Origin of the sequence: Polaromonas eurypsychrophila (assembly GCF_014641715.1) — a bacterium.
GTDB lineage: Bacteria > Pseudomonadota > Gammaproteobacteria > Burkholderiales > Burkholderiaceae_C > Polaromonas > Polaromonas eurypsychrophila.
Window position 1 is genome coordinate 149506 of the sequence record NZ_BMIG01000009.1, and the last position, 23793, is coordinate 173298.

Below are 23793 nucleotides of genomic sequence, written 5' to 3' on the forward strand. Positions count from 1 at the left end.
GGGCGCGGCCTGCCAGCCCACTGTCAGCGACCGCCGTCAATACCGAAAAGCGGCGTCGCCCTTGATGATCGCGGCGGGCGGCGAACCCGGCGTCAATGCCTCGAAATCGATGAGATTGCCCCCGGCTAACGGCGGGAGCTCACTGGACTGCTCAGCCACAGGCGCGGTCAAAGGGGATCCTGCGGTCGTCGGCCTCCCCTTGTCACCAAGCCTGTTCAGGTCAATGTCCAACCCCGCTCTGGACTCGCTTGGCACAACAACCGGATCCTCGATCACCGGCAGCGCATCCACCGCCGTCAGGGGCAGACCGGCCGTGGGGGCAGCGTCGCCTGCGGCAACGGGTAGGTCGAAGTCCAGCAGGTTGTCGGACAGAGGGATTTGCGCTTCGACGATTTCACGCGCGATGCCGTAAAGAATCAGCAACTCGCGGAAAGCCTCGGGATCGAAAGGCTCGCGCTGCTCTCCTGGCCGCAGGAAAATCAGCGATTCCATGAATGACACCACGGCAGGCCGTGGCCAGGCGGTGCGGATCTGCGCAAGTGTCGAGGTGTAGGACTCCAGCCCCCGGCCGGTGCTGGTGTAGGCATCAAAGGCAGGAATCCGGGCATTGAACATGCGGTTGAACGACTCGGCCAGTTCCTCGTAATCCTCTTTGCGCTTGGCCTTGTGGTACAGATGGAACAGGTCCAGGTAAATCAGCGCGCTGACCTGGACATCATCGCCCATATGGTCGAGCAGGACCGAGATGGCCTGATCTTCCTTGCCAATGGAGACAAAAAACTCGGCCTGGTGTTGGACATCAAACAGTTCTTCGGCTTTTGCGGCCCGCGGAGTGTGCGGCATGCTCAATCCGAAATCCGTCTGGTCTCGCCGCGACAGAGGCATGGCACGCGAGGGCGCGACGCGAGGCGGGTCGACGCTGCGCGCGCCCGTATCCGCGCTCACCTGTACCGGCTTGTCGCCTGAAGCTGCGGGAAGGGACAGGTCGAGACCGTCATGCAAGTTGTAACCGGAGGGGAGCGGACCGAGTTCGCTGTGCCAGCCCGTGTCCACTGGCGTCCGGCGGCGCCACCAGGGCTTGTTAACCGCTGCAGATGGGTTGCGCCAACGCTGCCAGGCATAAACCAGACCGGCCAGGGCGAGGGCCAGCGCTGCGAGCAGGCCGTAGACCAGTCCGTTGGCATATCGCTCTTGTCTGGCGGTTTGCAAGGCGGCGCTGAATTCGGTCAGCGCCGCCTGGTTTTTCCGGGTTTCGACCTGCAAAGCACGCACGGCCGATTCAATGGCTGCAACCTTGGCCGCCGCTTCCAGCACATCTTCGGGCTCGGTCGACAGCGCTTTCCACAGGGCCGCCGCCTGGGTCCGCTGCTCCGGGTTGGTCGCCGGAAGGCTCAGCATTTCGGTCGACGCCCGAAGCTGGGGAAATGTTTCGACGCTCAGGTCGATGGGTTCAAGCCTGAGTCTGGGTGAGGCCCGGGCGGGTGCCTGAGGCGGCACTGAACGACGGGCACGCGGTACCTGTTCCACCGATCGATCCAGATTGCCGCTTGCCGCGGCTTGGGGTCGAACGGGAGCAGACGGGCGCCGGGATGCAGCCGCGCCAGACGACGTATCGGCGAGCGAACGCGCCTCTGCAGCCGGCCTGGCCGCAGGATCCGGCGCCCTGGACGCCGAAGCCTGCTCTGTGACCAAATCAGCGAGCAACACATAACGCTTTTCAGTCCGCTGTATACAGCCGGCCCGCACATACAGGGTCACCATTGGCTCATCGACCGGCCTGGCAACACGGATGCGAATCCGCGCATCCTGCGCCGAAGCCGCTTTTTCCAGGCTGACCTGCACGCGGGATGCGGCGATGCGTTCGTCGGCATAAAACACATCGGCCTCGACACAGGACGAGGCACCAGCGTCTGCAGGGCCCGGCTCAACCTGCACGGTGGTATCCAGCGGCCGCCCCAACAGGACCGCACCACTGCTGCGCCCAAGCGATACGGCCATGCTGCCCGATACCGCGCCAAACAGCACCGATGCAAGGATAAAAAGCCGGATTTTCAAGCGCTACAACTGGTAAAAAACAAGTTTACATTTTGACACGCCAGCCGCGTGTCCCGCCGTCAAAGGGTCAAACGATGCACAAATGCGTGAAGTTTTACGCTGCGGTGTCGCGCCGAAGCGCCTCCCGCGAGATGCCGATGGCCTAGGATTTCTCCATGCCATCCGGACGAAAGCCGGTGTCGTAGTCGTCGAAATCAACGAGGGAGTCGAACACCGTGGGTTCATCGTCCGGACGGGCTGAAGTGGATGCCACCGGTGCGCGGGTTCGCGAAGAGGAAACGCTGACAGCGTGATCTCCGGGTGCGAATGTGCTCAGGTCGATGTCCAGACCCAAACGCGGCGAAGACCTCGGCTGCATGACGACATCGGGCCAGTGCGTGTCCATCGTGCTATCGGTGGGGTCTGCCTGGAGGTCGATAATTTCGCGAGCCACCGCATGCAACAGCAGCAGCTCACGGTAGGCCTCCAGGTCCAACACTTCAAGTGGGTTGCCGGGCTCACGGAAAAGCGCGTTGTCGATGATGTCAAACACTTGCCGCTTCGGCCAGGCCGCTTCAATCCGGCCAATGACCGCTGTGTAAGCAGCAGCATTGGGGCCGATGGCGGTGTAGCTGTCAAAAGGCGCTATCCGCGTATTGAACACCCGGTTGAAGTCGATGCGAAGGACTTCGTAGTCCTCCCGGTTGCCTGTCTGATGGTACAAGTCCAGCAGATCCAGATAAACAAGGGCGCTGGTCTTGACATTGTTGACAAGGTGCTTGCGAAGCAGGGCAATGGCTTTGTCCTGCTGCCCCAGCGAGCTGAAAAATTCCACCTGTTGCTGCAAGTCAAAAATTTCCGGCACCTTGACGGTGCGCGGCACAAATGGCACGCTGACCGAGAATTTGGCACGATCTCGCCGCGCCAAAGGCGGTATAGAGTCTTGCGGGGGGCGGGGGGAAGGCGCCGGACGACGCTTCAAGTCGTCAAACAATGATTCATCAATGTCAAGGTCCACACCGCCGGTCACGGGCGTGTCAGGCAAGCTGCCCGACAGCGAGCCTTGCAGCGGCTGGCGAGGGGGGCGGCGCAAAAAGAGAAAAAGCAAGCCAGCCAGGGTCAATAACAGCAGGCCACCCAGGCCATACACCCATGGCCTGTCGTGACGCTGGCTCTGGACCTGTTGAAGCTGCTCAGTGCTTGCGCCCAACGCCGACTGGGTTTTCTGCAGCTCGCCACGCAACTGGCGCAATTCGCCCTCCAGGGTTTGGATCTTTTCAATGCCTTGCGGGTTTTCCAGAGTTGCCCCCAACAGGGGGGTGCCAGCCGCCTGCGTTGAGGCGTCACTGCCCTGAGCCACGGAACGCGGTTTCGCAGCTGCAAGCACCACATAGCGACGCATGGTTTTTTGCGCGCATCCGGCGCGCAGATGAACCGTAACCACCGGCCCCTCAACAGGTGAGGCGGCACGAATACGTATCAATGTCTGCTGGGCATTGGCGGATTTTTCCAGCGACACCTGAACCTGTGATTTGTCCAGTTGCCTGTCCACATAAAAAACACTCGCCTCCAGACACAAGGCCTGTTGGTCATCGCCTGATTCGAGCATCATCTGCACGGAGATATCCAGTGGCTGACCCAGCACCGCCGAGCGGGTATTCGGCCCCAGCGTGATGGCCAAGGCTCCCGCCGCTGCGCAGATGCCCAAGCCAGCAGCAAGAAGACCGCGCTTTTTGAGCAAATGTAAAAAAATAATCACTTGGCTGATTCTGGCATAGCCCACTTGACGAAAGAACGCGCATGCAAGGTGCGCAGATTCAAAAACAGACATGCCTGAAAAAAATGGACCGGGCGTTTCATGAAATACCATGGAACACCTCCAGCTGTAAGGAGCCGTAACGCTTCGAACAAGTTTACCCCTTGCGGGGTTGCGGCAAAACTATATCTCAGGGCAAAAATGCACTGCGATTCGGTCCACAAGTTCCCTCAAGGGCTGCGTGATAATACTTTTCCATGAACCCACTTTATAAAACGGTCGGCATTGTTGGCACGGGTGCCATGGGCCGAGGCATCGCCCAACTGGCAGCGCAGGCCGGCAGCCTGGTCAGGTTGTTTGATGCACAAACCGAGGCCGCCGGCAAGGCGCGCGACGCATTGTTCGTCCAGTGGGACAAGCTGGTCGACAAAGGCCGGCTGGACCAAGCATTGGCGACCACCTACAAGGCCCGTCTGCTGCCGGCCGCCGGACTGGAAATCCTGTCCGATTGCGATCTGGTTGTCGAAGCCGTGGTAGAACATTTGGATGTGAAGAAATCACTGTTTTTAGCTTTGGAAAATGTTGTTTCTCCGCACGCTGTTCTCGCCACCAACACATCTTCGCTGTCCGTCACGGCCATCGCCGCAGGACTGAAGCATCCTGAACGCTTTGCTGGCTACCACTTTTTCAACCCCGTTCCACTGATGAAGGTGGTGGAGGTGATTGCCGGGCTGAAGACGAGCGCAGTCACCTGTGAGGGCCTTGCCGCCTACGCGCGCCAGATGGGCCACACGCCGGTGCAGGCCCAGGACACGCCAGGCTTCATCGTCAACCATGCCGGGCGCGGCTATGGCACAGAGGCCTTGCGCGTGGTCAGCGAAGGCATTGCCGATTTCGCCACCATTGACCGCATCCTGAAGGACCAGGTCGGCTTCAAGCTCGGCCCGTTCGAGCTGATGGATCTGACCGCGCTGGATGTGTCACACCCGGTCATGGAGTCGGTCTACCAGCAGTATTACGACGAGCCGCGTTACCGCCCCAGCGTGATCACCGCGCAACGCCTGGCCGGGGGCATGCTGGGCCGTAAGACGGGCGAAGGTTTTTACCGTTATGTGGACGGTGCCGCCCAGGTCACTCCTGAAGCACCGGCTCCGACTGTCGCCGAGATGCCGCCAGTCTGGGTCTCGCCGCGCGCAGCGCGCCGTTCGGAGTTGCTGCAGTTGCTGAAGAACCTCGGCGCCAGCATAGAAACCGGCGCCTCGCCGTCAATGAACGCGCTGGTGCTGGTGGCGCCACTCGGCTTTGACATCACCACCGTGGCGGTGGTCGAGCGGCTGGACCCGGCCCGAACCATAGGCATCGACATGCTGATCTACGATGCAGCAACCAAACGCCGCGTGCTGGCCACCAACCCCGCCACCCGCAGCGACATGCGCGATGCCGCGCACGCCCTGTTTGCGCGCGATGGCAAGGCCGTCAGCGTGATCCGCGACAGCGGCGGCTTCGTGACGCAGCGCGTGGTGGCCACCATCGTCAACATCGCCAGTGACATCTGCCAGCAGGGCATCTGCACCCCGAAAGACCTGGAAACCGCCGTCACGCTCGGCCTCGGTTATCCGCTGGGTCCACTGGCCATGGGCGACCGCTACGGTCCGACCAATATCCTGGAAGTGCTGTTCAACATGCAGACCGTGTACGGCGATCCGCGTTACCGCCCTTCCCCGTGGCTGCGCCGGCGCGGCGCCATCGGCCTGAGCCTGATGCACCAGGAATCATGACACCCCCCCTTCGGATGCTCACTTCGTGTAGCACCTTTCCCCCTCTAGGGGGCGGCGCCTGCGGCCTGGCGAAGCCAGTTCCGCGGCCCCCGCTTGAAGGGTGCCGTGTATGGGGCCGAGTTCCGCATCTCCTCCTCATCTCGCTGGATTGGAACAACTGATATGGCAGGCGCACTCAAAAGCACCAGCGACGGCGCCACCCTGGTGCTGACTTTGAGCAACCCCGAGTTCAGGAACGCCCTGAGCCCGGAGATTTATGCCGCCGGTGTCGAGGCACTCAACGCTGCCGAAAACAACCCGGAGATCCGCAGCGTGGTGATCACCGGCGAAGGCAGCACCTTCTGCGCGGGCGGCAACCTGCAGCGCCTGCTGGCCAACCGTGAACAGCCGCAGGAGGTGCAGGCGCAAAGCATCAACGGCCTGCACAGCTGGATCGATTCGATACGCACCTTTCCCAAACCCGTTATTGCAGCGGTAGAGGGCGCGGCGGCCGGTGCGGGCTTTTCGCTCGCGCTGGCCTGTGACTTGGTGGTCGCCGCGGACAATGCCGTGTTTGTCATGGCGTACAGCAGCGTCGCGCTGTCGCCAGATGGTGGCGGCAGTTGGGCATTGAGCCGCGCCCTGCCGCGCCAGGTGGTGACCGAATTGCTGATGTGTGGGGACCGTATCGGTGCGCCGCGGCTACAAGCGCTCGGGCTGGTCAATCGTTGTGTGACCCCCGGCGATGCACTGAGTGAAGCCCTCAAGCTGGCCGACACACTTAATACCCGCGCGCCCAATGTACTTGCGAGCATCAAGGAACTGATCAACGACGCCCCGGGCAGCACCCTGGGCCAGCAGCTGGATGCCGAGCGGGCGCATTTTGTGCGCAACCTGCACCACCCCAACGGCGGCGAAGGCATCTCGGCCTTCCTGGAAAAACGCAGGCCCCTTTACGACTGAGCCAGCAGCGCGTGGCTGGGCGGACACCGAGGCGACAGCTGGGCACCAGCAACGCCGTCTCTGGCGCGACAATAGGCCGCTTGTGAGTCACCCAAAAGACAGGCCATGGACGATCCCATTCTTACGATAGATGAACGAGAAGCCATCAACGGCGGCCGCTGGTTTTCATCCCTCTCCCCCTCACTCAGGCACGACATACTTCGATGCGCTTACGTCCAACGATTCAAGGATGGCGAACTGATCGCCGCCCGCGGCGACCCGCCAGAGCAGTGGATTGCCTGCGCCAAAGGTGCGGTGCGTGTCAGTTCGACCTCGATCTCGGGCAAACAAATCACGCTGACCTATGTGGAGCCGGGCATCTGGTTCGGCGATGTGGCGATCTTCGACGGCGACCGGCGCACCCACGACGCCTATGCTCATGGCGAAACCACCATCCTGTGCGTGGCCAAAGCGGATTTCAAAAAAATCCTGGCCATGCATGTGGAGCTATACGAGGCGATGTTGCGCCTGCATGCGCGCCGGATTCGCCAGCTTTACGGCCTGGTCGAGGATCTCAACACCCTGCCCTTGCGCGCACGGCTGGCCAAACAGTTGCTGCACCTGGTGCGCAGCTACGGCGTCAGCAGCCTCAGCGACGGACGCGAGGTGCGCATCGGCCTGCAGCTGGCGCAGGAAGAGCTGGCACAACTGCTGGGCGCCTCACGCCAGCGCGTGAACCAGGAACTCAAGGCCATGGAACGCGAGGATGCGATCCGTATCGAGCCGGGCGGTTTGGTGGTGCGCAACCGCGAAGCCTTGCTGCGTATTTCTGAAGCCGATCTGGAAAGATAAAGCATGAGCAACTTCGACCATTTCCTGGGTACGCGCGAGGTCTCGGGCCAGCATGCCTTTGATATCGCCGCGCTCGGCGCTTACCTTGATAAAAACCTCGACGGCTTTGAAGGCCCGCTGAGTGTCGAGATGTTCAAGGGCGGCCAGTCCAACCCGACTTACAAGCTGATCACACCGTCCCGCGCCTACGTGATGCGCGCCAAGCCGGGCCCGGTGGCCAAGTTGCTGCCGTCAGCGCATGCCGTCGAGCGCGAGTTCAAGGTCATGAGCGGCCTGCAGGGCACCGATGTGCCGGTGGCGAAGATGTATTGCCTGTGTGAGGACGAGGCCGTGATCGGGCGTGCCTTCTATGTGATGGAGTTTGTCGAGGGCCGCGTACTCTGGGACCAGTCGCTGCCTGGTATGACCAATGCCCAGCGCGCCGAAATTTATACCGAGATGAACCGCGTGATCGCCGCGCTGCACAAGGTGAAGTTTGCCGAGCGCGGGCTGGCCGACTACGGCAAACCCGGCAATTATTTCGAGCGCCAGATCGGCCGCTGGAGCAAGCAATACGCCGCCTCCATCACGCAGCCCATCCCCGAAATGGACCAGTTGATGGCCTGGTTGCCGGCCAACATCCCGGCCAGTGCGCGCGATGAGGCCATGGTGAGCATCGTGCACGGCGACTTCCGGCTCGACAACTTGATGTTCCACCCGACCGAGCCGCGCGTGCTCGCGGTGCTTGATTGGGAGTTGTCCACGCTGGGGCACCCGCTGGCCGACTTCAGCTACCACTGCATGGCCTGGCACATCCCGCCCGGCGCTTTCCGTGGCATCGGCGGGCTGGATGTCGCCAGCCTGGGCATTCCGACGGAAGCCGAATACATCCGCCTGTATTGCGAGCGCACCGGTTTTGCCAGCCCCAGGTTGATCAAGGCCGACTGGAATTTTTACCTCGCCTACAACCTGTTCCGCCTCGCCGCAATTTTGCAGGGCATTGCCAAACGGGTCGAAGCCGGTACCGCCGCCAGCGCCCAGGCCGTCGCCTCGGCCAAAGGCGCGCCGGCACTGGCGCGCATGGCGTGGGATTTTGCGCAAAAAAGCCAGGCCGGCCAGACCTCTCAAACCTAACGATCACTCCAGGAGATAAAAGTATGGATTTCAACTTCACCCCCAAGGTTCAGGACATGCAGGCCCGCTTGCTGGCCTTCATGGACCAGCATGTGTATCCCAATGAGGCACGATTTTTCCAAGAAATTGCCGAAAACCGCGCCAAGGGCAACGCCTGGATTCCGACGGCCATTATTGAAGAGCTCAAACCCAAGGCCCGTGCCGCCGGCCTCTGGAATCTGTTTTTGCCGCACTCGCCGCGCGCGCCTGAGGGTCTGTCCAACCTCGAATATGCCCCGCTGTGCGAAATCATGGGTCGCGTGCCCTTTGCGCCGGAAATTTTCAACTGCTCGGCGCCCGACACCGGCAACATGGAGACCATTGCGCGTTACGGCTCCGAGGCCAACAAGGACCGCTGGCTGGAGCCGCTGCTCAAGGGCGAGATCCGCTCGGCCTTCCTGATGACCGAGCCCGAAGTGGCTTCGTCCGACGCAACCAATATCCAATGCCGTATCGAGCGCGATGGCGACGACTACGTGCTCAACGGCTTGAAATGGTGGTCATCCGGCGCCGGTGACCCGCGCTGCGCGATTTACATCGTCATGGGCAAGACCAACCCCGATGCGGGTCGCCACGAGCAGCAGTCCATGATTCTGGTGCCGGCCAACACGCCGGGCATCGAAGTGATACGCCCGCTGAGTGTGTTTGGCTACGACGACGCGCCGCACGGCCACATGGAAGTGCGCTTGACCAATGTGCGTGTGCCCGTGGGCAACATGCTGCTGGGCGAAGGCCGCGGTTTTGAAATCGCCCAGGGCCGCCTTGGCCCCGGACGCATTCACCACTGCATGCGCAGCATCGGCATTGCCGAACGTGCGCTGGAGCTGATGTGCAAGCGCCTGAACACGCGCGTGGCTTTTGGCAAACCAGTGGCGCGCCAGTCGGTCTGGCACGAACGTATTGCAGATGCACGCTGCATGATTGACCAGGCCCGTCTGCTGACGCTGAAGGCCGCTTACATGATGGACACGGTCGGCAACAAGGTCGCCAAGGCGGAAATCGCCATGATCAAGGTGGTGGCGCCCAACATGGCCTGCCAGATCATCGACTGGGCGATCCAGGCGCACGGCGGCGGCGGGGTGTCTGACGACTTCCCGCTGGCCTACGCCTATGCACACCAGCGCACGCTGCGCCTGGCCGATGGCCCGGACGAGGTGCACCGTGCCTCACTGGCCAAGCTGGAGCTGGCCAAACACCTGACCATGCCCGGCGAGGTCGAGATGCCGATCACACGCGGTAGCTGATCCGGCCGCGCCTCTACGCGCTATCAGAATGCGAGCTTACGGTGCCCACCCGACATGGGTTGGCACCATTTTTTTCTTGTAAAAAGCAGTGGACGGCCACTACAACAGAATATCGGTGCCCAAGCCTGCCAGCGCCACATCGCAGGCACTGGTGAAAGTGACGGCGGCGTGCTGCAAAGTCGCAATGTCTCCGGGTACGTACTGCATGCGCAAATAGGCCTTGCCGCGCAGCAACATCAGGATGAAGGGATTCTGGGCATCGGGGCCAGGTTGCGGCCAGGACAGCAGTAGCTCAGCCAGGTTGTTGTCTATCGAGGCCAGCGCGTGTTCGCGCTGGTCGGCCAGCACGGTGTAGCGTTCCCAGAACTCCGGCACCAGGCTGCTCCAGCCAAACTCTTCATACATGGCCAACCAGCGCATCTCTTCGGGCAGACTGGGGTCGGCCATGGTTTGCAGCGAGTCGGTGTAGATCGCGTAAGCGCGTTTTTCAAGGGATTCCTTGAGCGGGCGGTTCATGATCAGCACAGCCGCATCACCGTTGACACCCAGCTCCGCACGCGCACGCAATTCGTCGCCAAGGATGTAGTCGCGGGAGGACGACCCGCATTCAAGCTTCCAGGGCTTGCCGCGCACCTGGCCAGTCAACAAGAAACCCAGTCCCTTGTCCTGGGGAAAATAATTGAAACCCTGGGTGCCCGCCCATTCCGAGACGGACGACAATTCCGACGTGCCCTCGGGCGACTGAGCGTCCTGCGAGCCCGACTCGCCTCTCGCGAAGACCTTTTTCAGGCGATCAAACATGGTTGCGGCTTTTCTTGAAGTGCAGCAAACATCATATGTTGAAAAGGAAATACGGAAGATCAAGGTTTAGTCATGGCTCACACCCAAAGGCCACCCTGATGGCCCGAACGGGCCGGACGGATAGCCAGCGCTTTGTCCGAATCCAGCGCCCTCCTCCTGTATCTGCCGGCCAAAACCAGTAAACTCCCGCCAGAAACCGACTACCTCAAGGCGCCCGGCATCAATGACAGGCAGGCAGGGTGCTGCATGGAAGGACGCGCGACAAAAAGCGCTGATTTTGCGGAAAACTATGAAATTTTTCCCTTTCTCAGGGAGCGCAGGAAGCCTTTAGTGCGCTACCGCACCGTCGTTTTTTGGGGATGGGTATAGGCTAAATAATGCTCCATGAATTTCTGACCCTGCATCGCACCGCACTGATTGCCAGCTGCAAGACAAAGACTGCCAGAAGGTCCAGCCCGCTGCCCGGTCACGAAGACATGGAATTCGGAATACCCCTCTTTCTGGACCAGGTGATCAAAACCCTGCAACTGGAGCAGAACTCTTCCGGAAGAGAAGGCATGCAGGTCTCAGGCGCGGCCGGCGGACCCTCCCATGCGTCCGAACTCGGCGAAGCAGCAACGCAGCATGGGCGGGAACTGTCGCTGAACGGCTTCACCGTCGAGCAGGTGGTTCATGACTATGGCGATTTGTGCCAGGCCATCACCGACCTGGCCTTCGAACTCGATGCCCCGATTGAGACCGAAGAGTTTCGAACGCTCAATCGCTGCCTGGACAATGGCATTGCCGATGCTGTCACGGAGTTCTCGCACCAGCGAAAACTGATCAGCGACGACCGGGAAAGCCAGGCCTTGAACCAGCGCCTGGGCTTTGTCGCTCACGAGTTACGCAACCACATCAACACCGCCATGCTGGCCGTCAGCTATATCAAGCTGGGGGCGGTGGGCTTCGCTGGGGCGACCGGCGGTGTACTGGACCGCAGCCTGTTGAGCCTGAAAAGTATTGTTGATCACTCGCTCGCTGACGTGCGAATGGCCGCGGGTTTGCCCTCGCGCTCCAGGCGCATCAATCTGGGCGACTTCATTGCCGGCATTCAGGCAACCGCATCGCTAGAGGCAAAATCCCGCGGTTGCGAACTCTCCGTGGTGAAAGTGGACCCCCAACTATTTGTCGAAGTGGACGAGGAATTGCTGTCTTCGGCCGTCGGTAACCTGCTGCAAAACGCCTTCAAATTCACGGCGCGCGGCACACGTGTGTATTGAGCGTCCAGGTGGTGGGTGATCGCATCCGCCTGGATGTGCAGGATCACTGTGGGGGCCTGCCGCCGGGCAACCCGGAAGACCTGTTCTTGCCGTTCAAGCAGAATGGCGCAGACAAATCCGGTGTGGGTCTTGGCTTGTCCATTTGCCGGCGCAGCGTTGAAGCCAACAAAGGGGTTCTGACAGTTCGTGACCTGCCAGGCTCAGGTTGCGTTTTCTCCATCGACCTTCCCAGGCAGTAGAGACCCAGAAAAAACAGCCCCGCTGGTCTGCCCGGAGGGGATCGAACCCCCGACCCTCAGCTTAGAAGGCTGATGCTCTATCCAACTGAGCTACGGGCAGATATGAAAAAAGCCCACAGAGTGAGCTTTTTTCATTGAATTCTTGGTCGGAGTACAAGGATTCGAACCTTGGACCCCCTGGTCCCAAACCAGGTGCGCTACCAGACTGCGCCACACTCCGACAAGACCAAGATTATAGCCCGAACTGTTGTCCCGGCTCGCGACAAGGCCCATTTATTTGCTCAGCGGCCACCGTGGAGGCCATGTCCTCAGAGTTTGACGTATTCGTATTCCACCGCATTGGCATTGATACCGCGGTCAGGCGGAGCAATCCAGCCGGCCATCTTGCCCGGCTCGGTCACGCGGTGCATCAGGCTGTGGATGTAGGTTTTGTCGCTATCGTTGGGCAGCCAGTCGTCTTTTTTGGCATCGAACTCGGCGTCGCTGATCGGCTTGCCCTGCGGGTCGGTTTGCACGCCAGCCCAGGCACCGACGCTGCGGCGAAAACGGGTGTTAGGCAGGCTCAGTTCAAAATCCACGCCGGCGCGTTTGATGCCCATGTTCCAGCGTGTCACGCCGACATCGCAGTCCTTGACGTATTCCAGGCGCGTGATCTCGTTCATGCCGTTGCGGGTGGAAATGGTCTCGTTTTTCAAACCGCCCTTGCCGTCCGGCACCTGGATGGTCATCTCGCTTTCGAGTTCAACATGGTCGGCGAACTTGGCTTCGTCGGGCCGACCCTTGATGCCGTTGCTGAAGTAGTTGGCGGCGTTGGACGAGGCCTCCGAACCGAACAGGTCAAGCGAGGAGGTGAACCAGAAGTTCATGAATTTCTGAATCGTCGGCAGGTCGATCACGCCGGCCTTGCGCAGGCTGTCGACGTTGTCGGTGTCCAGCTCCTTCATCACTTCGAGCGTGCGCTTAATGACGCGGCCAATGCCGGTCTCACCGACAAACATGTGGTGCGCTTCCTCGGTCAGCATGAAGCGCGTGGTGCGCGCCAGCGGATCAAACGCGCTTTCGGCAAAACTCTTGAGCTGGAACTTGCCGTCGCGATCCGTGAAATAGGTGAACATGAAGAAACTGAGCCAGTTGTCCATGGGTTCATTGAAAGTGCCCAGGATGCGCGGCTTGTCGGCGTCACCGCTGTGGCGGGTCAGCAGCTCTTCGGCTTCTTCGCGGCCGTCGCGGCCAAAGTGCGCATGCAGCAGGTAAACCATGGCCCACAGATGCCGGCCCTCTTCAACATTGACCTGGAACAGGTTGCGCAGGTCGTACAGCGAAGGCGCGGTATGGCCCAGCAGGCGCTGCTGCTCGACCGAGGCCGGCTCGGTGTCGCCCTGCGTGACGATCAGGCGGCGGAAGGCGCTCCGGTACTCGCCCGGCACTTCCTGCCAGACGTCCTGGCCCATGTGGTCGCCAAAGCCGATCTTGCGGTTTTCTTCCTTGTCGGCCAGGAAGATGCCCCAGCGATAGTCGGGCATGGGAGTGTAGCCATAGCTGGCCCAACCGGAAGCGTCCACGCCAACGGCTGTGCGCAGGTAAACCTCTTTGGCGTTAAAGTCGCTCGGGCCCATCTCGTCCCACCAGCTCATGAAGGCCGGCTGCCAGTGCTCGAGCGCACGCTGCAACTGGCGGTTTTCGCCGAGGTTGACGTTGTTGGGGATCAGGGCTTGCAAGTCAATGGAGCTCATGGTGTTTCCTTGGGTAGATTTGTCATTGCGAACTTGATCCGTAATCCATGTCACGCTGCTCACTTGCTGGCGAAGCATGGATGCCGGATCGAGTCCGGCATGACAGAGAAAGTGGGTTTTAGATCCGTTTCCAGTCGAATTTGGCCTTCTTGCCAGTGCCGAAAAGTTTCAGGGCGCCGTCTTCACCGACCGCATTCGGACGGATGAAAATCCAGTTCTGCCAGGCCGAGAGGCGGCCAAACACACGTGTTTCCATGGTTTCCTTGCCAGGAAAACGCAGCGACGCTTCCATGCCGGTCATGGCGTCGGGCGACATTGATGCACGTTCTTCCAGCATGATGCGGATTTCGTCATCCCAGTCAATGTCGTCCGGGCTCAAGGTCACCAGGCCCAATTCGAGCGCTTGGTCGGCACGCAGCTTGCTGTCGCCGAGACTTTCAAGTTGTTTGATGGTCACGCTGTCTTCATAAAAACGCGTCTGCAGGCGCGTCAGGCCGTTGACGGCCGGGAACCAGCCAAAGTTGGCCGGACTCAGTTGCAGCGCGGGGGCGGCGTCGGGCGAATCCGGCAGGTCCAGCATGTAGATACGGTCGCAGGCCAGCGCCAGCTCGTAAAACGTACCGGCATAACAGGAGCCGGCATCGACCAGCGCGATCAACGAACGGCTGGTCACGTCGATGCGGGCCAGCGTGCGGCGCAACGCACCCGTGGTTTCCTTCACCAGCCAGTGATCCTTGAGTTTGGCCAACACCTCGTCCATACGAATCACCTGCCCGGCGTCGCCCGTGGTCTTGATGACCCAGGTGCCAACTTCGAGCTCATTGGTACGCAGGTTCAGGATGGCGTCGTCGAGTTCGCGCTGCAGCTTGAGCGGGTACCAGTTGGCGCCTGCGGCTTCAATCGTTTCTGGTGTGGATTCGATCGCAGCGGTTGGCGCCTTGACGGTGAGGGTGGCGATACGTGCGGCGCGGTCCACCTGCGCATCCACCAAGCTGTAGTGGTAACCGGCGTCGTCGATCAACGCCTTCAGTGGCGTCAATTCAATACCTTTTGAGGCTGCAGCCCTTGTGGACTGGGCACGCAGTGCTTCAATTTCAGTAGCAAGCAAGGCGCCGAACTGCTGCGGCTTGGCAAACGCGTCGATCAATTTCCAGTCTTTCGCGCGGTCGGCGCGCACGCCTTCGCTGGTGGTGCAGAAGATGTCGGCCAGGTCGCGGCGCACCTTGCGCTTATCGGTCACGCGGGTAAGGCCGCCGGTGCCGGGCAAGACACCGAGCAATGGCACCTCGGGCAGGCTCACGGTGCTGGAGCGGTCGTCAACCATCACGATGCGGTCGCAGGCCAGGGCCAGCTCGTAACCGCCGCCGGCGCAGGCGCCGGTGACGGAGGCGATGGCTTTGAGCCCGTCGTGGCGCGAGGAGTCTTCCAGGCCGTTGCGGGTTTCATTGGTGAACTTGCAGAAGTTGACCTTCCAGCCGTGGGTGGACAGGCCCAGCATGTAGATGTTGGCGCCCGAGCACCAGATCTTTTCCTTGCCGGATTCAAACACCACCACCTTGACGGCAGGATGTTCGAAACGGATGCGATTGATCGCATCGTGCAGCTCGATGTCCACCCCCAGGTCGTAACTGTTGAGCTTGAGCTTGTAGCCAGGCTTGATGCCGCCGTCCTCATTGATGTCGAGCTTGAGGCGGGCCACATCGCCATCCACGCTCAGGGTCCAGTGCTGGTACTTGGTGGGGTGTGTGGCAAAACTCACGAGCTCGCGCTCCTGGCCTTCAATCACTTGCTTGAACAACAGCGGTTCGGTCATGGCATTCATCGGGGTCTCCTGTGTTTTCAGTTACTGGCAACCTGCGGAACGGCGCGTTCCAGGTCTTTCAGGCTTTGCTTGAGCGTGCGGGCCGCGGTGTCCACCACCGCATCCGCGCGGGCGTACAGTGCCTCGCGACTGGCCAGGATGCGGCGCAGGTCTTCCATGGCCTCGCTGGTCGCGCCGCGGGTGCTGTCGAAGGGCCGCATGTCGCCCTGCGCCACCACACGTGCCATGTGTTCTTCCGGGCTGGCCTTGAGCCAGACGCAGTAAAAGCGGCTTTGCAGCAAGTCGAAGGTTTCGCGCTCGCTGACGATGCTGCCGCCAGTGGTCATGACAACGCCGGCGGCATGGTCCTCGGCGATGCGGAACAACGCACGGCGCTCGTAACGGCGGTAGCCGGCCTGCCCGTGCAGCAACAAAATTTCATTCATGCTGGTGCCAGCCTCGCGCTCGATCTCGCGGTCCAGCTCGACAAAAGGCACGCCGCGTTCAGTGGCCAGTTGCAGGCCCAGCGTCGATTTGCCCGCACCGCGCAGGCCGATCAGCGCAATGCGCGCCTCGCGCCCGGAAGATTCGCTGAGGCCAAAGGTGCTACCCAGCAGCGCGTAGGCCTGATCCAGTTGCGTGTCGTCGAGTCGCCCCAGCAGGCCCTGCACACGTGCCAGCGCCGGGCGCAACGCGTCCTGCATCAAATCAAGAATCGAGATGTTCAGCGCGCGGGCGGCAGCTTCGAGTGAGTTGATGGAGACATTGCCCTTTCCGCTTTCGACGTCAGCCAGAAAGCGCTCGCTCAGACCGGAATCAGTGGCCAGCGCCTTGCGTGTCATGCCGCGACGGGCCCGCCAGGCGCGCACCCGTGCGCCCAGCTCGGCGAGGGTGGCTTTCACTTCAATTTCGGACATGACTTGCATGGAACACCACTTTTTGTGAAAAGTATTTGCGCTAGATCAAGATTGCAGTATACTTCACGTAAATTCATCGTCAAGCAGTTTATTGCATCTTTTTTCGGGGACTTGAATGAAACTCAAAATTCTGGTGGGCACCATGACCAGCACAGCCGACTACGTCGCGCAGGCAATCCAGATGGATTGCGCCGACTTGGTTCCCGACATCGAGGTGCAGTTGATGGACGGCTTAGAGATCAGCGTGTTTGACAGCGCAGCTGAAGAAGATGCGGTATATCTCATTTGCACCTCCACTTATGGCCAGGGCGACATTCCCGACAATGCCCGCGTTCTGTACGACTCACTGGACAGCCAGCCCAAGTTTCTCGGTCATGTGCGCTACGGCGTGATCGCGCTCGGCGACCGCACCTATCAGCAAACCTTTGCCTTCGGCGGAAAGAAGTTTGACGAACGCCTGCAGGGCTTGGGCGCCCAGCGCATCGGTGAGCTCTGGATCCATGACGCCAGCAGCGGCACGCTGCCCGAAACCGAAGGCGCCGAGTGGTGCCGGCAATGGCTGGCGCAGGTGCTGGCGAGCACCGAAGCCGCGACCTGAGCTTCAAGTAAAAAAAGGCTCCAGCTCATGCTCAGCAGGTGCAGGTAGCTATAAAAAAGAGAGCATCCGGAGACCATGATGAACCTGAGCCGCGCCGACCACAGCGTCAGTCCACCCCGGCTGGACATTCCCCGTGACTACAACGCTGCCCATGACTTGCTGGCGCGCAATGCCGGCCGCCCCGACAAGCTGGCCTTCATCGATGCTTCCAGCGGTGCCACGCTCAGTTACGGTGAACTGGACCATCAGGCGCACCGCTTTGCCAACGCCCTGCGGGCCCAGGGGTTTGCGCCAGAAAGCCGCGTCCTGCTGGCGATGCTGGACACGCCCGAGTGGCCGGTGGCTTTTCTGGGCTGCATTCTGGCCGGTGTGGTGCCTGTGGCGGCCAACACCCTGCTGACCACCAAAGACTTCGACTTCATGCTGCGCGACTCGCGCGCTCAGGGCCTGATCGTCTCCAAGGCCCTGCTGCCAGTTTTTGAGTCGTTGATCGGCCAGATCCCCACGCTGCGCACAGTCATCACCGCCGGCGACGATTCATCATCCAATATGGCCCTAGCCCATATGATACGGGCGCAAACAGCTACAAAAACGATAGCAACTACTTGCGCCGACGACGCCTGTTTCTGGCTCTATTCGAGCGGCTCCACCGGTACGCCCAAAGGCACGGTGCATCTTCACAGCCACCTGATGCAGACTGCCGAACTGTATGGCCGCGGCGTGCTGGGCATCCAGGCGTCCGATGTGGTTTATTCGGCCGCCAAGCTGTTTTTTGCCTACGGCCTGGGCAACGGCCTGACCTTTCCAATGAGTGTGGGCGCCACTGCCGTGTTGCTGCCGGCACGACCAACACCCACCGAGGTCTTCGGCATCCTCAAAAAACATCAACCGACCATCTTTTATGGCGTGCCCACGCTGTATGCGGCCATGCTGGCTGACCCGGCGCGCCCGCAGAAGTCGGAACTGAAGCTGCGCGTCTGTACCAGTGCCGGCGAGGCCTTGCCGGCCGAGATCGGTAAAAAGTGGACGGCCCAGTATGGCTGCGACATTCTCGACGGCATCGGCTCGACCGAAATGCTGCATATCTTCCTGAGCAACCGCCCCGGCGAAGTGCGTTACGGCAGCACCGGCAAGGCAGTGCCCGGTTATGCACTGCGCATCGTTGGCGACGACGGCCGCGACTGCGGTACCGGCGAGATCGGCGAGCTGCAGATCAGCGGCCCGAGTTCGGCGCTGATGTACTGGAACAGCCGTGCAAAAACCAAGGCCACCTTTTCCGGCGAGTGGACCCGCAGCGGCGACAAATACACGGTCGATGCCGATGGCTACTACACCTACAGCGGCCGCAGCGACGACATGCTCAAGGTCGGCGGCATTTATGTTTCGCCTTTTGAGGTGGAGGCCTGTTTGATGACACATCCGGCCGTGCTCGAAGTCGCGGTGATCGGCATGGCGGACAGTGACGAGTTGATCAAGCCCAAGGCCTGCGTGGTCCTCAAGAGCGGTCAGGCCGCCACGGCCGAAGAACTGAAGGCCCATGTGAAGCAGCAGCTTGCCCCATACAAATATCCGCGCTGGATTGAGTTTGTATCCGAACTGCCCAAAACAGCGACCGGAAAGATCCAGCGCTTCAAGCTGCGCCAGGCGCAAAGCTGACAGTCCGGGTTGCGCTTCCGGGTTGGCAGAGAAATTGCTTCATATATAAACAATTCAATCTTCAATCTCGGGTTTTTCACTAGGGTTTTTCAACCGCTGCACCGTTAACATCCAGTCAGTTCAGCGCTTTCTATTCCGCCTCAACCAGGAGTTTTTCCATGACCTCACGTCTTTCTTCACGCCGTTTGATCTTGAGCCAGAGTGCTGCCGTCATCGGCGCGGCATCGACCGGCCTGCTGCTCCCGCAAATCGTGCGTGCGCAGTCCAACAAGGTGCGCGTGGGCTTCATGCTGCCCTATACCGGCACATTTGCGCAGCTGGGCGTGGCGATTGAAAACGGCTTTCGCCTGGCGATTGACCAGCAAGGCGGCAAACTCGGCGGGCGCGAGATCGAATACTTCAAGGTCGATGACGAATCCGAGCCTTCCAAGGGCATCGAAAATGCCAGCAAGCTGGTGCAGCGCGACAAGGTCGATGTGCTGGTCGGCACTGTGCACTCGGGCGTGCAGATGGGCATCCAGAAAGTCGCGCGCGACTCCGGCGTGCTGAGCCTTATCCCGAACGCCGGCGTGCACGCCGCCACGCGCGGCCTGTGCGCGCCCAATGTGTTCCGGACCTCATTCACCAATTCGCAACCGACGCGTGCTCTGGGCCAGGCCATGGTCGCCAAGGGCCACAAAAAGGCCGTCTGGATCACCTGGAAATACGCAGCCGGCGATGAGGCCTTCGAAGGCTTCAAGGAAAGCTACACCGCAGCCGGCGGCACCATCGTCAAGGAACTCGGTTTGCCCTTCCCCAACGTCGAGTTCCAGGCGCTGCTCACTGAAATCGCTGCGCTCAAGCCCGACGCCGTGGCCTGCTTCTTCGCCGGTGGCGGCGCCGCCAAGTTCATCCGCGACTACGCCGCAGCCGGCCTCAAGGGCAAGATCCCGCTGTATGGTTCCGGCTTCCTGACCGAAGGCGTACTTGATGCCGCCGGTCCCGCTGCCGACGGCATCATCACCACCATGCATTACAGCGACTCGCTGGACACGCCGCGCAACAAGGCTTTCCGCACCGCCTATGCAAGCCGCTTCAAGATGCAGCCTGACGTGTACGCCATGCAGGGTTACGACACCGGCCTGCTGCTGGTCCAGGGCGCCAACGCCGTCAAGGGCGACATGGCCAGCAAGCCAGCGCTGTACAAGGCGCTGGAGTCTGCCGTGATCGACAGCCCGCGCGGAAAGTGGACCATGAGCAAGTCGCACAACCCGGTGCAGGACATCTATCTGCGCGTCGTCGAGAACAAGGAAAACAAGGTCTTGGGCATTGCCGCCAAAGCCCTCGCCGACTCCGGCGCCGGCTGCAAGATGGCCTGAAGATATAGCCCCCACGATTGCTCACTGCGTGTAGCGCCCTGCCCCCCGAGGGAGCCGCTAGGCCTGCGGGCCGGCGGAGCCGGACCCGCGGCCCCTGCTGGGTAAAGACCCGCATGAGCAATTTCTCGACAAGAAGCGGGAGGTTCTCGGACCTCCCATTTTTTTGAGCCCTCGCCAAATACACCCACGCCCCGGAATCACAGTCAAGCACCCATGGATCTCGCCAACTTTCTTATCCAGTTGCTTAACAGCGTGCAGTACGGCCTGTTGCTGTTCATGCTGGCGGCCGGGCTGACGCTGATCTTCGGCATCATGGGTGTGGTCAACCTCGCGCATGGCAGCTTCTACATGCTGGGCGCCTACCTCGCCTGGTCGCTCAGCGCGCAGTTCGGCAGCCTGACGCTGGCCATCCTCGTCGGTGCCGTGTTGTCGGCGATTTTTGGACTGGCGCTGGAATGGCTGTTGTTTCGCCACTTCTACCACCGGGATCACCTCGACCAGGTATTGCTGACCTTTGGCCTGATCTACATCTTTGAAGAGCTGCGCTCCATTCTCTGGGGCGACGACGTACACGGCGTGCCGATTCCCGACCTGCTCAGTGCCTCGATTCCGCTGACCGACAATCTGTCCTATCCGGTCTACCGCCTCTTCATGTCGGCTGTGTGTATTGCCCTGGCGGTCGGGCTCTATCTTCTGATCTCCAGAACCCGGTTCGGCATGAAAATACGTGCCGGCGCCTTCAACCGCGACATGGCCGGTGCACTCGGCATCAACATCAAGCTGATCCATGCCGTGGTGTTTGCCCTCGGCGTGACGCTGGCTGCGGTGGCCGGCATGATTGCCGCACCGATAGCCAGCGTCTACCCAAACATGGGCTCGCAGGTGCTGATCATGTGTTTTGTCGTCGTCGTGATCGGCGGCATCGGCTCAGTGCGCGGCGCCATGATTGCCGCGCTGCTGGTCGGCCTCGTCGACACCTTCGGCAAGGTACTGCTGCCGCAGGTGGCCGGCATGCTGGTTTACATGCTGATGGCTGCGGTACTCCTCTGGAAGCCTGAAGGCTTGTTCAAGCAATGAGCACGATGAAAGCCAATCTCGAAGTCCTGCCGCGCGGCGTACAGGTGGCGCTGGCGCTGGGGCTTGTTGCGCTGGTCGCCTTTCCCTTCACCGGCACCGACTTCTACGTGCAGATGGTCACGCGCATGATGATCATGGCGATCTTTGCGATGAGCCTGGACTTGCTGCAGGGCGTCTCCGGTCTGGTGTCGCTGGGCCATGCAGCCTACTTCGGCCTGGCCGGTTATGCGCTGGCCTTTTTGATGCCGCAGGGCGAAGCGGTCAGCCTTTGGTGGACCCTGCCGCTGGCGGTATTGGCCTCGGGACTGGGTGCGCTGATCATTGGTTTCTTCGTCGTCCGCACGCATGGCATCTACTTCATCATGGTGACGATGGCCTTTGCGCAAATGGTCTTCTTCCTGTTTTTCGACAACAAGTTGCTGGGCGGCTCTGATGGCCTGTACATCAACTTCAAGCCGACGATTGCGCTGTTCGGCTGGACGCCCTTCGCTTGGTGGGATCTGGACAACAAACACACGCTGTACTACTTCACCCTGGCCGTGCTGCTGGTGGTCTATGCCTTCCTGCGCCGCCTGCTCTGGAGCCCGTTCGGTCGCGCACTGGCCGGCATCCGTGTCAACGAGCACCGCATGCGCGCCATGGGTTTCGGCACCTTTCGCTACAAGCTCACAGCCTTCACGCTGGCCGGCGCATTGGCGGGCCTGGCTGGTTATTTGTGGGGTACACAGACCGGCTACATCAACCCCGAACTCATGGGCTTTCACATGAGCGCGCACGGCATCATGATGGTGATCCTCGGCGGCATGGGCAACTTCGCCGGTGCCATCGTCGGCGCTTTTGCTTTTGAATACCTGCTGCATGTGTTCAAGGACCTTCCGCGTATCGGCAGCGTCAACCTCGGCAAACATTGGCAACTCTGGATGGGCCTGTTCATCGTGTTGCTGGTGACTTTTGCGCCGCGCGGCATCCTGGGTCTTGTTGAGCGCTTCGGAAAATCGCGGAAGGCCGGCGATGAGTGAAATCCTGCTCAGTGCAAAAAACCTGACCAAACGCTTCGGCGGACTTGCTGCCGTGAACGACGTATCGGTTGATCTGCAGCGCAACCATATTCACGCGGTGATCGGACCGAACGGCGCCGGCAAATCCACGTTGACCAACCTGCTCTCTGGCGACCTTCCGCCTACCTCGGGTTCGGTGCAGCTAGTCGGGCAAGACGTGACTGGCTGGAACCCCGAAAAAATTTCGCGACAGGGCCTGGGCCGCAGCTACCAGAAGACCAATATTTTCCTGCCCTTCACAGTCTGGGACAACGTACGACTGGCGGCCCAGTCGCGCCAGCCACACGCCGCCCGTTGGTTCAGGCGTGCTAATGATTTTGTAGCAATCAATGACCGTGCGACCAGGGCCATCGAGCTTTCCGGCCTTGAAAATCGGAAGAATGCGATGGCTGGCGCCATCAGCCACGGCGAGCAGCGCCAGTTGGAGATTGCCATGACGCTGGCAACCGGGCCGCAGGTGTTGTTGCTCGACGAACCCCTGGCCGGCATGGGTGTGGCTGAGGCTGAACGCATGGTCGCGCTGCTGCTGTCCCTAAAAAAGGACCATGGCATCCTGCTGGTCGAACACGACATGGACGCGGTTTTCACCTTGGCCGACAAACTGACCGTGATGGTGGATGGCAAGGTGATCGCCAGTGGTACGCCAGCGCAGATTCGCGCGGACGCCGACGTACAAGCCGCCTACCTAGGGGAACATTGATGCCCCCACGCTTTTTACTTCGAGCGCCTGCGGCGCGCTGCCTCACTCCTTGTGTAAAGAGGCTGGCCTTGCTTGGGGCGGCCCGGGGCGGCGGCCGCACAAACAAATGACGAACGAACTTCTCATCGATGCCAAAGGCATCCACACCTACTACGACGCCAGCCACATCCTGCGCGGCATCGACTTTTCCGTGGCGCGCGGCGAAACCATCGGCCTGATGGGTCGCAACGGCATGGGCAAAAGCACGCTGCTCAAAAGCATCATGGGCCTGGTCAAACCGCGCTCGGGCAGCATGACCATCGTCGGCAAGCCGATGTTGGGCCGTGCCCCTTACGAAATTTCTCAACTCGGCATTGCTTACGTACCCGAGGGCCGGGGTATCTTCGGCAACCTCAGCGTGGTCGAAAACCTGAAGATGGCCGCGCGGCCCGGCACCTGCGGCCAACGCGACTGGACTTACGAACGCGTGCTCGAGACCTTCCCGCGCCTGAAAGAGCGATTGGGCCATGGCGGCCAGCAGCTCAGCGGCGGCGAACAGCAGATGCTGACCATAGGCCGCGCGCTGATGACCAACCCCGATGTGCTGATCCTCGACGAGGCGACAGAAGGCCTGGCGCCGCTGATCGCGCGCGAAATCTGGCGCATTTGCCAGCTCGTGCGGGAAACCGGCATCAGCAGCGTGATTGTCGACAAGAACTGGAAACACGTCACGCAAATCACCGACCGCAACATCATCCTGGTCAAGGGTGAGGTGGTGTTTGCCGGCAGCTCTGCCGAGTTGCGCGCACAACCAGAGCTTTTGACGCAATACCTGGGTGTCTAGAGGGGCGCCTCGCCCGGGAGTGAATCGACAAAGCCC

The 23793-nt window shown here is 60.9% G+C and carries 21 protein-coding genes and 2 tRNA genes; 15 read left to right on the plus strand and 8 right to left on the minus strand.

Annotation, left to right across the window (positions count from 1 at the left end):
• Nucleotides 1-36: 36 nt before the first annotated feature.
• A complete protein-coding gene (locus IEX16_RS13430; protein ID WP_188708988.1) occupies nucleotides 37-2055 on the minus strand; it encodes a type IV pilus assembly protein FimV in 2019 nt (672 codons plus the stop codon).
• A 142-nt stretch (nucleotides 2056-2197) separates the two neighbouring features.
• Nucleotides 2198-3793 (minus strand): hypothetical protein, encoded by a 1596-nt coding sequence (locus IEX16_RS13435; protein ID WP_188708989.1) that lies wholly within the window; start codon nucleotides 3791-3793, stop codon nucleotides 2198-2200.
• Nucleotides 3794-4047: 254 nt separating this feature from the next.
• Between IEX16_RS13435 and IEX16_RS13440 the strand changes: the two genes are divergently transcribed.
• From IEX16_RS13440 to IEX16_RS13460, 5 genes are all read left to right on the plus strand, one after another.
• Nucleotides 4048-5568 carry a 3-hydroxyacyl-CoA dehydrogenase gene (locus IEX16_RS13440; RefSeq protein WP_188708990.1) on the plus strand — a complete coding sequence of 507 codons (1521 nt, stop codon included), beginning with the start codon at nucleotides 4048-4050 and terminating at the stop codon, nucleotides 5566-5568.
• A gap of 162 nt (nucleotides 5569-5730) precedes the next feature.
• On the plus strand, nucleotides 5731-6510 hold the full coding sequence (locus IEX16_RS13445; protein ID WP_188708991.1) for an oxepin-CoA hydrolase, alternative type: 780 nt from the start codon (nucleotides 5731-5733) through the stop codon (nucleotides 6508-6510).
• 105 nt (nucleotides 6511-6615) lie between these two features.
• A complete protein-coding gene (locus IEX16_RS13450) occupies nucleotides 6616-7341 on the plus strand; it encodes a Crp/Fnr family transcriptional regulator (RefSeq protein WP_188708992.1) in 726 nt (241 codons plus the stop codon).
• A gap of 3 nt (nucleotides 7342-7344) precedes the next feature.
• On the plus strand, nucleotides 7345-8454 hold the full coding sequence (locus tag IEX16_RS13455) for a phosphotransferase family protein (RefSeq protein ID WP_188708993.1): 1110 nt from the start codon (nucleotides 7345-7347) through the stop codon (nucleotides 8452-8454).
• 23 nt (nucleotides 8455-8477) lie between these two features.
• Entirely contained in the window at nucleotides 8478-9737 is a 1260-nt protein-coding gene (locus IEX16_RS13460) for an acyl-CoA dehydrogenase family protein (protein WP_188708994.1), read from the plus strand.
• Between the two features lie 99 nt (nucleotides 9738-9836).
• On the opposite strand, the gene IEX16_RS13465 is transcribed toward IEX16_RS13460, so the two are convergent.
• Nucleotides 9837-10538, minus strand: coding sequence for a hypothetical protein (locus IEX16_RS13465; protein WP_188708995.1), 702 nt, complete (start codon nucleotides 10536-10538; stop codon nucleotides 9837-9839).
• A 132-nt stretch (nucleotides 10539-10670) separates the two neighbouring features.
• Between IEX16_RS13465 and IEX16_RS13470 the strand changes: the two genes are divergently transcribed.
• From IEX16_RS13470 to IEX16_RS20045, 3 genes are read left to right on the plus strand one after another with little or no spacing between them, the layout of a single operon-like run.
• Entirely contained in the window at nucleotides 10671-10907 is a 237-nt protein-coding gene (locus IEX16_RS13470; RefSeq protein WP_188708996.1) for a hypothetical protein, read from the plus strand.
• An 8-nt stretch (nucleotides 10908-10915) separates the two neighbouring features.
• Nucleotides 10916-11797: a sensor histidine kinase gene (locus IEX16_RS13475; protein WP_229676339.1), complete on the plus strand. Its 882-nt coding sequence runs from the start codon at nucleotides 10916-10918 to the stop codon at nucleotides 11795-11797.
• Nucleotides 11798-11832: 35 nt separating this feature from the next.
• The gene (locus tag IEX16_RS20045; RefSeq protein ID WP_229676344.1) at nucleotides 11833-12036 is read left to right on the plus strand and encodes an ATP-binding protein; all 204 of its coding nucleotides are present in this window, start codon (nucleotides 11833-11835) and stop codon (nucleotides 12034-12036) included.
• A 23-nt stretch (nucleotides 12037-12059) separates the two neighbouring features.
• On the opposite strand, the gene IEX16_RS13480 is transcribed toward IEX16_RS20045, so the two are convergent.
• From IEX16_RS13480 to IEX16_RS13500, 5 genes are all read right to left on the minus strand, one after another.
• Nucleotides 12060-12136 (minus strand) — tRNA-Arg (locus IEX16_RS13480).
• A gap of 43 nt (nucleotides 12137-12179) precedes the next feature.
• Nucleotides 12180-12256: transfer RNA gene (locus IEX16_RS13485), tRNA-Pro, on the minus strand.
• An 88-nt stretch (nucleotides 12257-12344) separates the two neighbouring features.
• Nucleotides 12345-13769, minus strand: coding sequence for a benzoyl-CoA 2,3-epoxidase subunit BoxB (boxB, locus tag IEX16_RS13490; protein ID WP_188708997.1), 1425 nt, complete (start codon nucleotides 13767-13769; stop codon nucleotides 12345-12347).
• A gap of 118 nt (nucleotides 13770-13887) precedes the next feature.
• Nucleotides 13888-15582 carry a 2,3-epoxybenzoyl-CoA dihydrolase gene (gene boxC, locus IEX16_RS13495; protein WP_373288344.1) on the minus strand — a complete coding sequence of 565 codons (1695 nt, stop codon included), beginning with the start codon at nucleotides 15580-15582 and terminating at the stop codon, nucleotides 13888-13890.
• A gap of 26 nt (nucleotides 15583-15608) precedes the next feature.
• Nucleotides 15609-16496 carry a helix-turn-helix transcriptional regulator gene (locus tag IEX16_RS13500; RefSeq protein ID WP_229676340.1) on the minus strand — a complete coding sequence of 296 codons (888 nt, stop codon included), beginning with the start codon at nucleotides 16494-16496 and terminating at the stop codon, nucleotides 15609-15611.
• A 106-nt stretch (nucleotides 16497-16602) separates the two neighbouring features.
• Between IEX16_RS13500 and IEX16_RS13505 the strand changes: the two genes are divergently transcribed.
• The 7 genes from IEX16_RS13505 (at nucleotide 16603) to IEX16_RS13535 (ending at nucleotide 23757) form a co-directional block, all read left to right on the plus strand.
• Nucleotides 16603-17085: a flavodoxin domain-containing protein gene (locus IEX16_RS13505; protein WP_188708999.1), complete on the plus strand. Its 483-nt coding sequence runs from the start codon at nucleotides 16603-16605 to the stop codon at nucleotides 17083-17085.
• Nucleotides 17086-17163: 78 nt separating this feature from the next.
• Nucleotides 17164-18741, plus strand: a complete 1578-nt coding sequence (locus tag IEX16_RS13510; protein ID WP_188709000.1) for a benzoate-CoA ligase family protein — start codon at nucleotides 17164-17166, stop codon at nucleotides 18739-18741.
• A 158-nt stretch (nucleotides 18742-18899) separates the two neighbouring features.
• Entirely contained in the window at nucleotides 18900-20099 is a 1200-nt protein-coding gene (locus IEX16_RS13515) for an ABC transporter substrate-binding protein (protein ID WP_188709001.1), read from the plus strand.
• A gap of 213 nt (nucleotides 20100-20312) precedes the next feature.
• Nucleotides 20313-21176 carry a branched-chain amino acid ABC transporter permease gene (locus IEX16_RS13520; protein ID WP_188709002.1) on the plus strand — a complete coding sequence of 288 codons (864 nt, stop codon included), beginning with the start codon at nucleotides 20313-20315 and terminating at the stop codon, nucleotides 21174-21176.
• A complete protein-coding gene (locus tag IEX16_RS13525; protein ID WP_188709003.1) occupies nucleotides 21173-22195 on the plus strand; it encodes a branched-chain amino acid ABC transporter permease in 1023 nt (340 codons plus the stop codon). The genes IEX16_RS13520 and IEX16_RS13525 overlap by 4 nt, the downstream gene beginning before the upstream one ends.
• A complete protein-coding gene (locus IEX16_RS13530; RefSeq protein ID WP_188709004.1) occupies nucleotides 22188-22934 on the plus strand; it encodes an ABC transporter ATP-binding protein in 747 nt (248 codons plus the stop codon). Before IEX16_RS13525 ends, IEX16_RS13530 begins: the two co-directional genes overlap by 8 nt.
• Nucleotides 22935-23040: 106 nt before the next feature.
• Nucleotides 23041-23757 (plus strand): ABC transporter ATP-binding protein, encoded by a 717-nt coding sequence (locus IEX16_RS13535; RefSeq protein ID WP_188709005.1) that lies wholly within the window; start codon nucleotides 23041-23043, stop codon nucleotides 23755-23757.
• Nucleotides 23758-23793 lie beyond the last annotated feature (36 nt).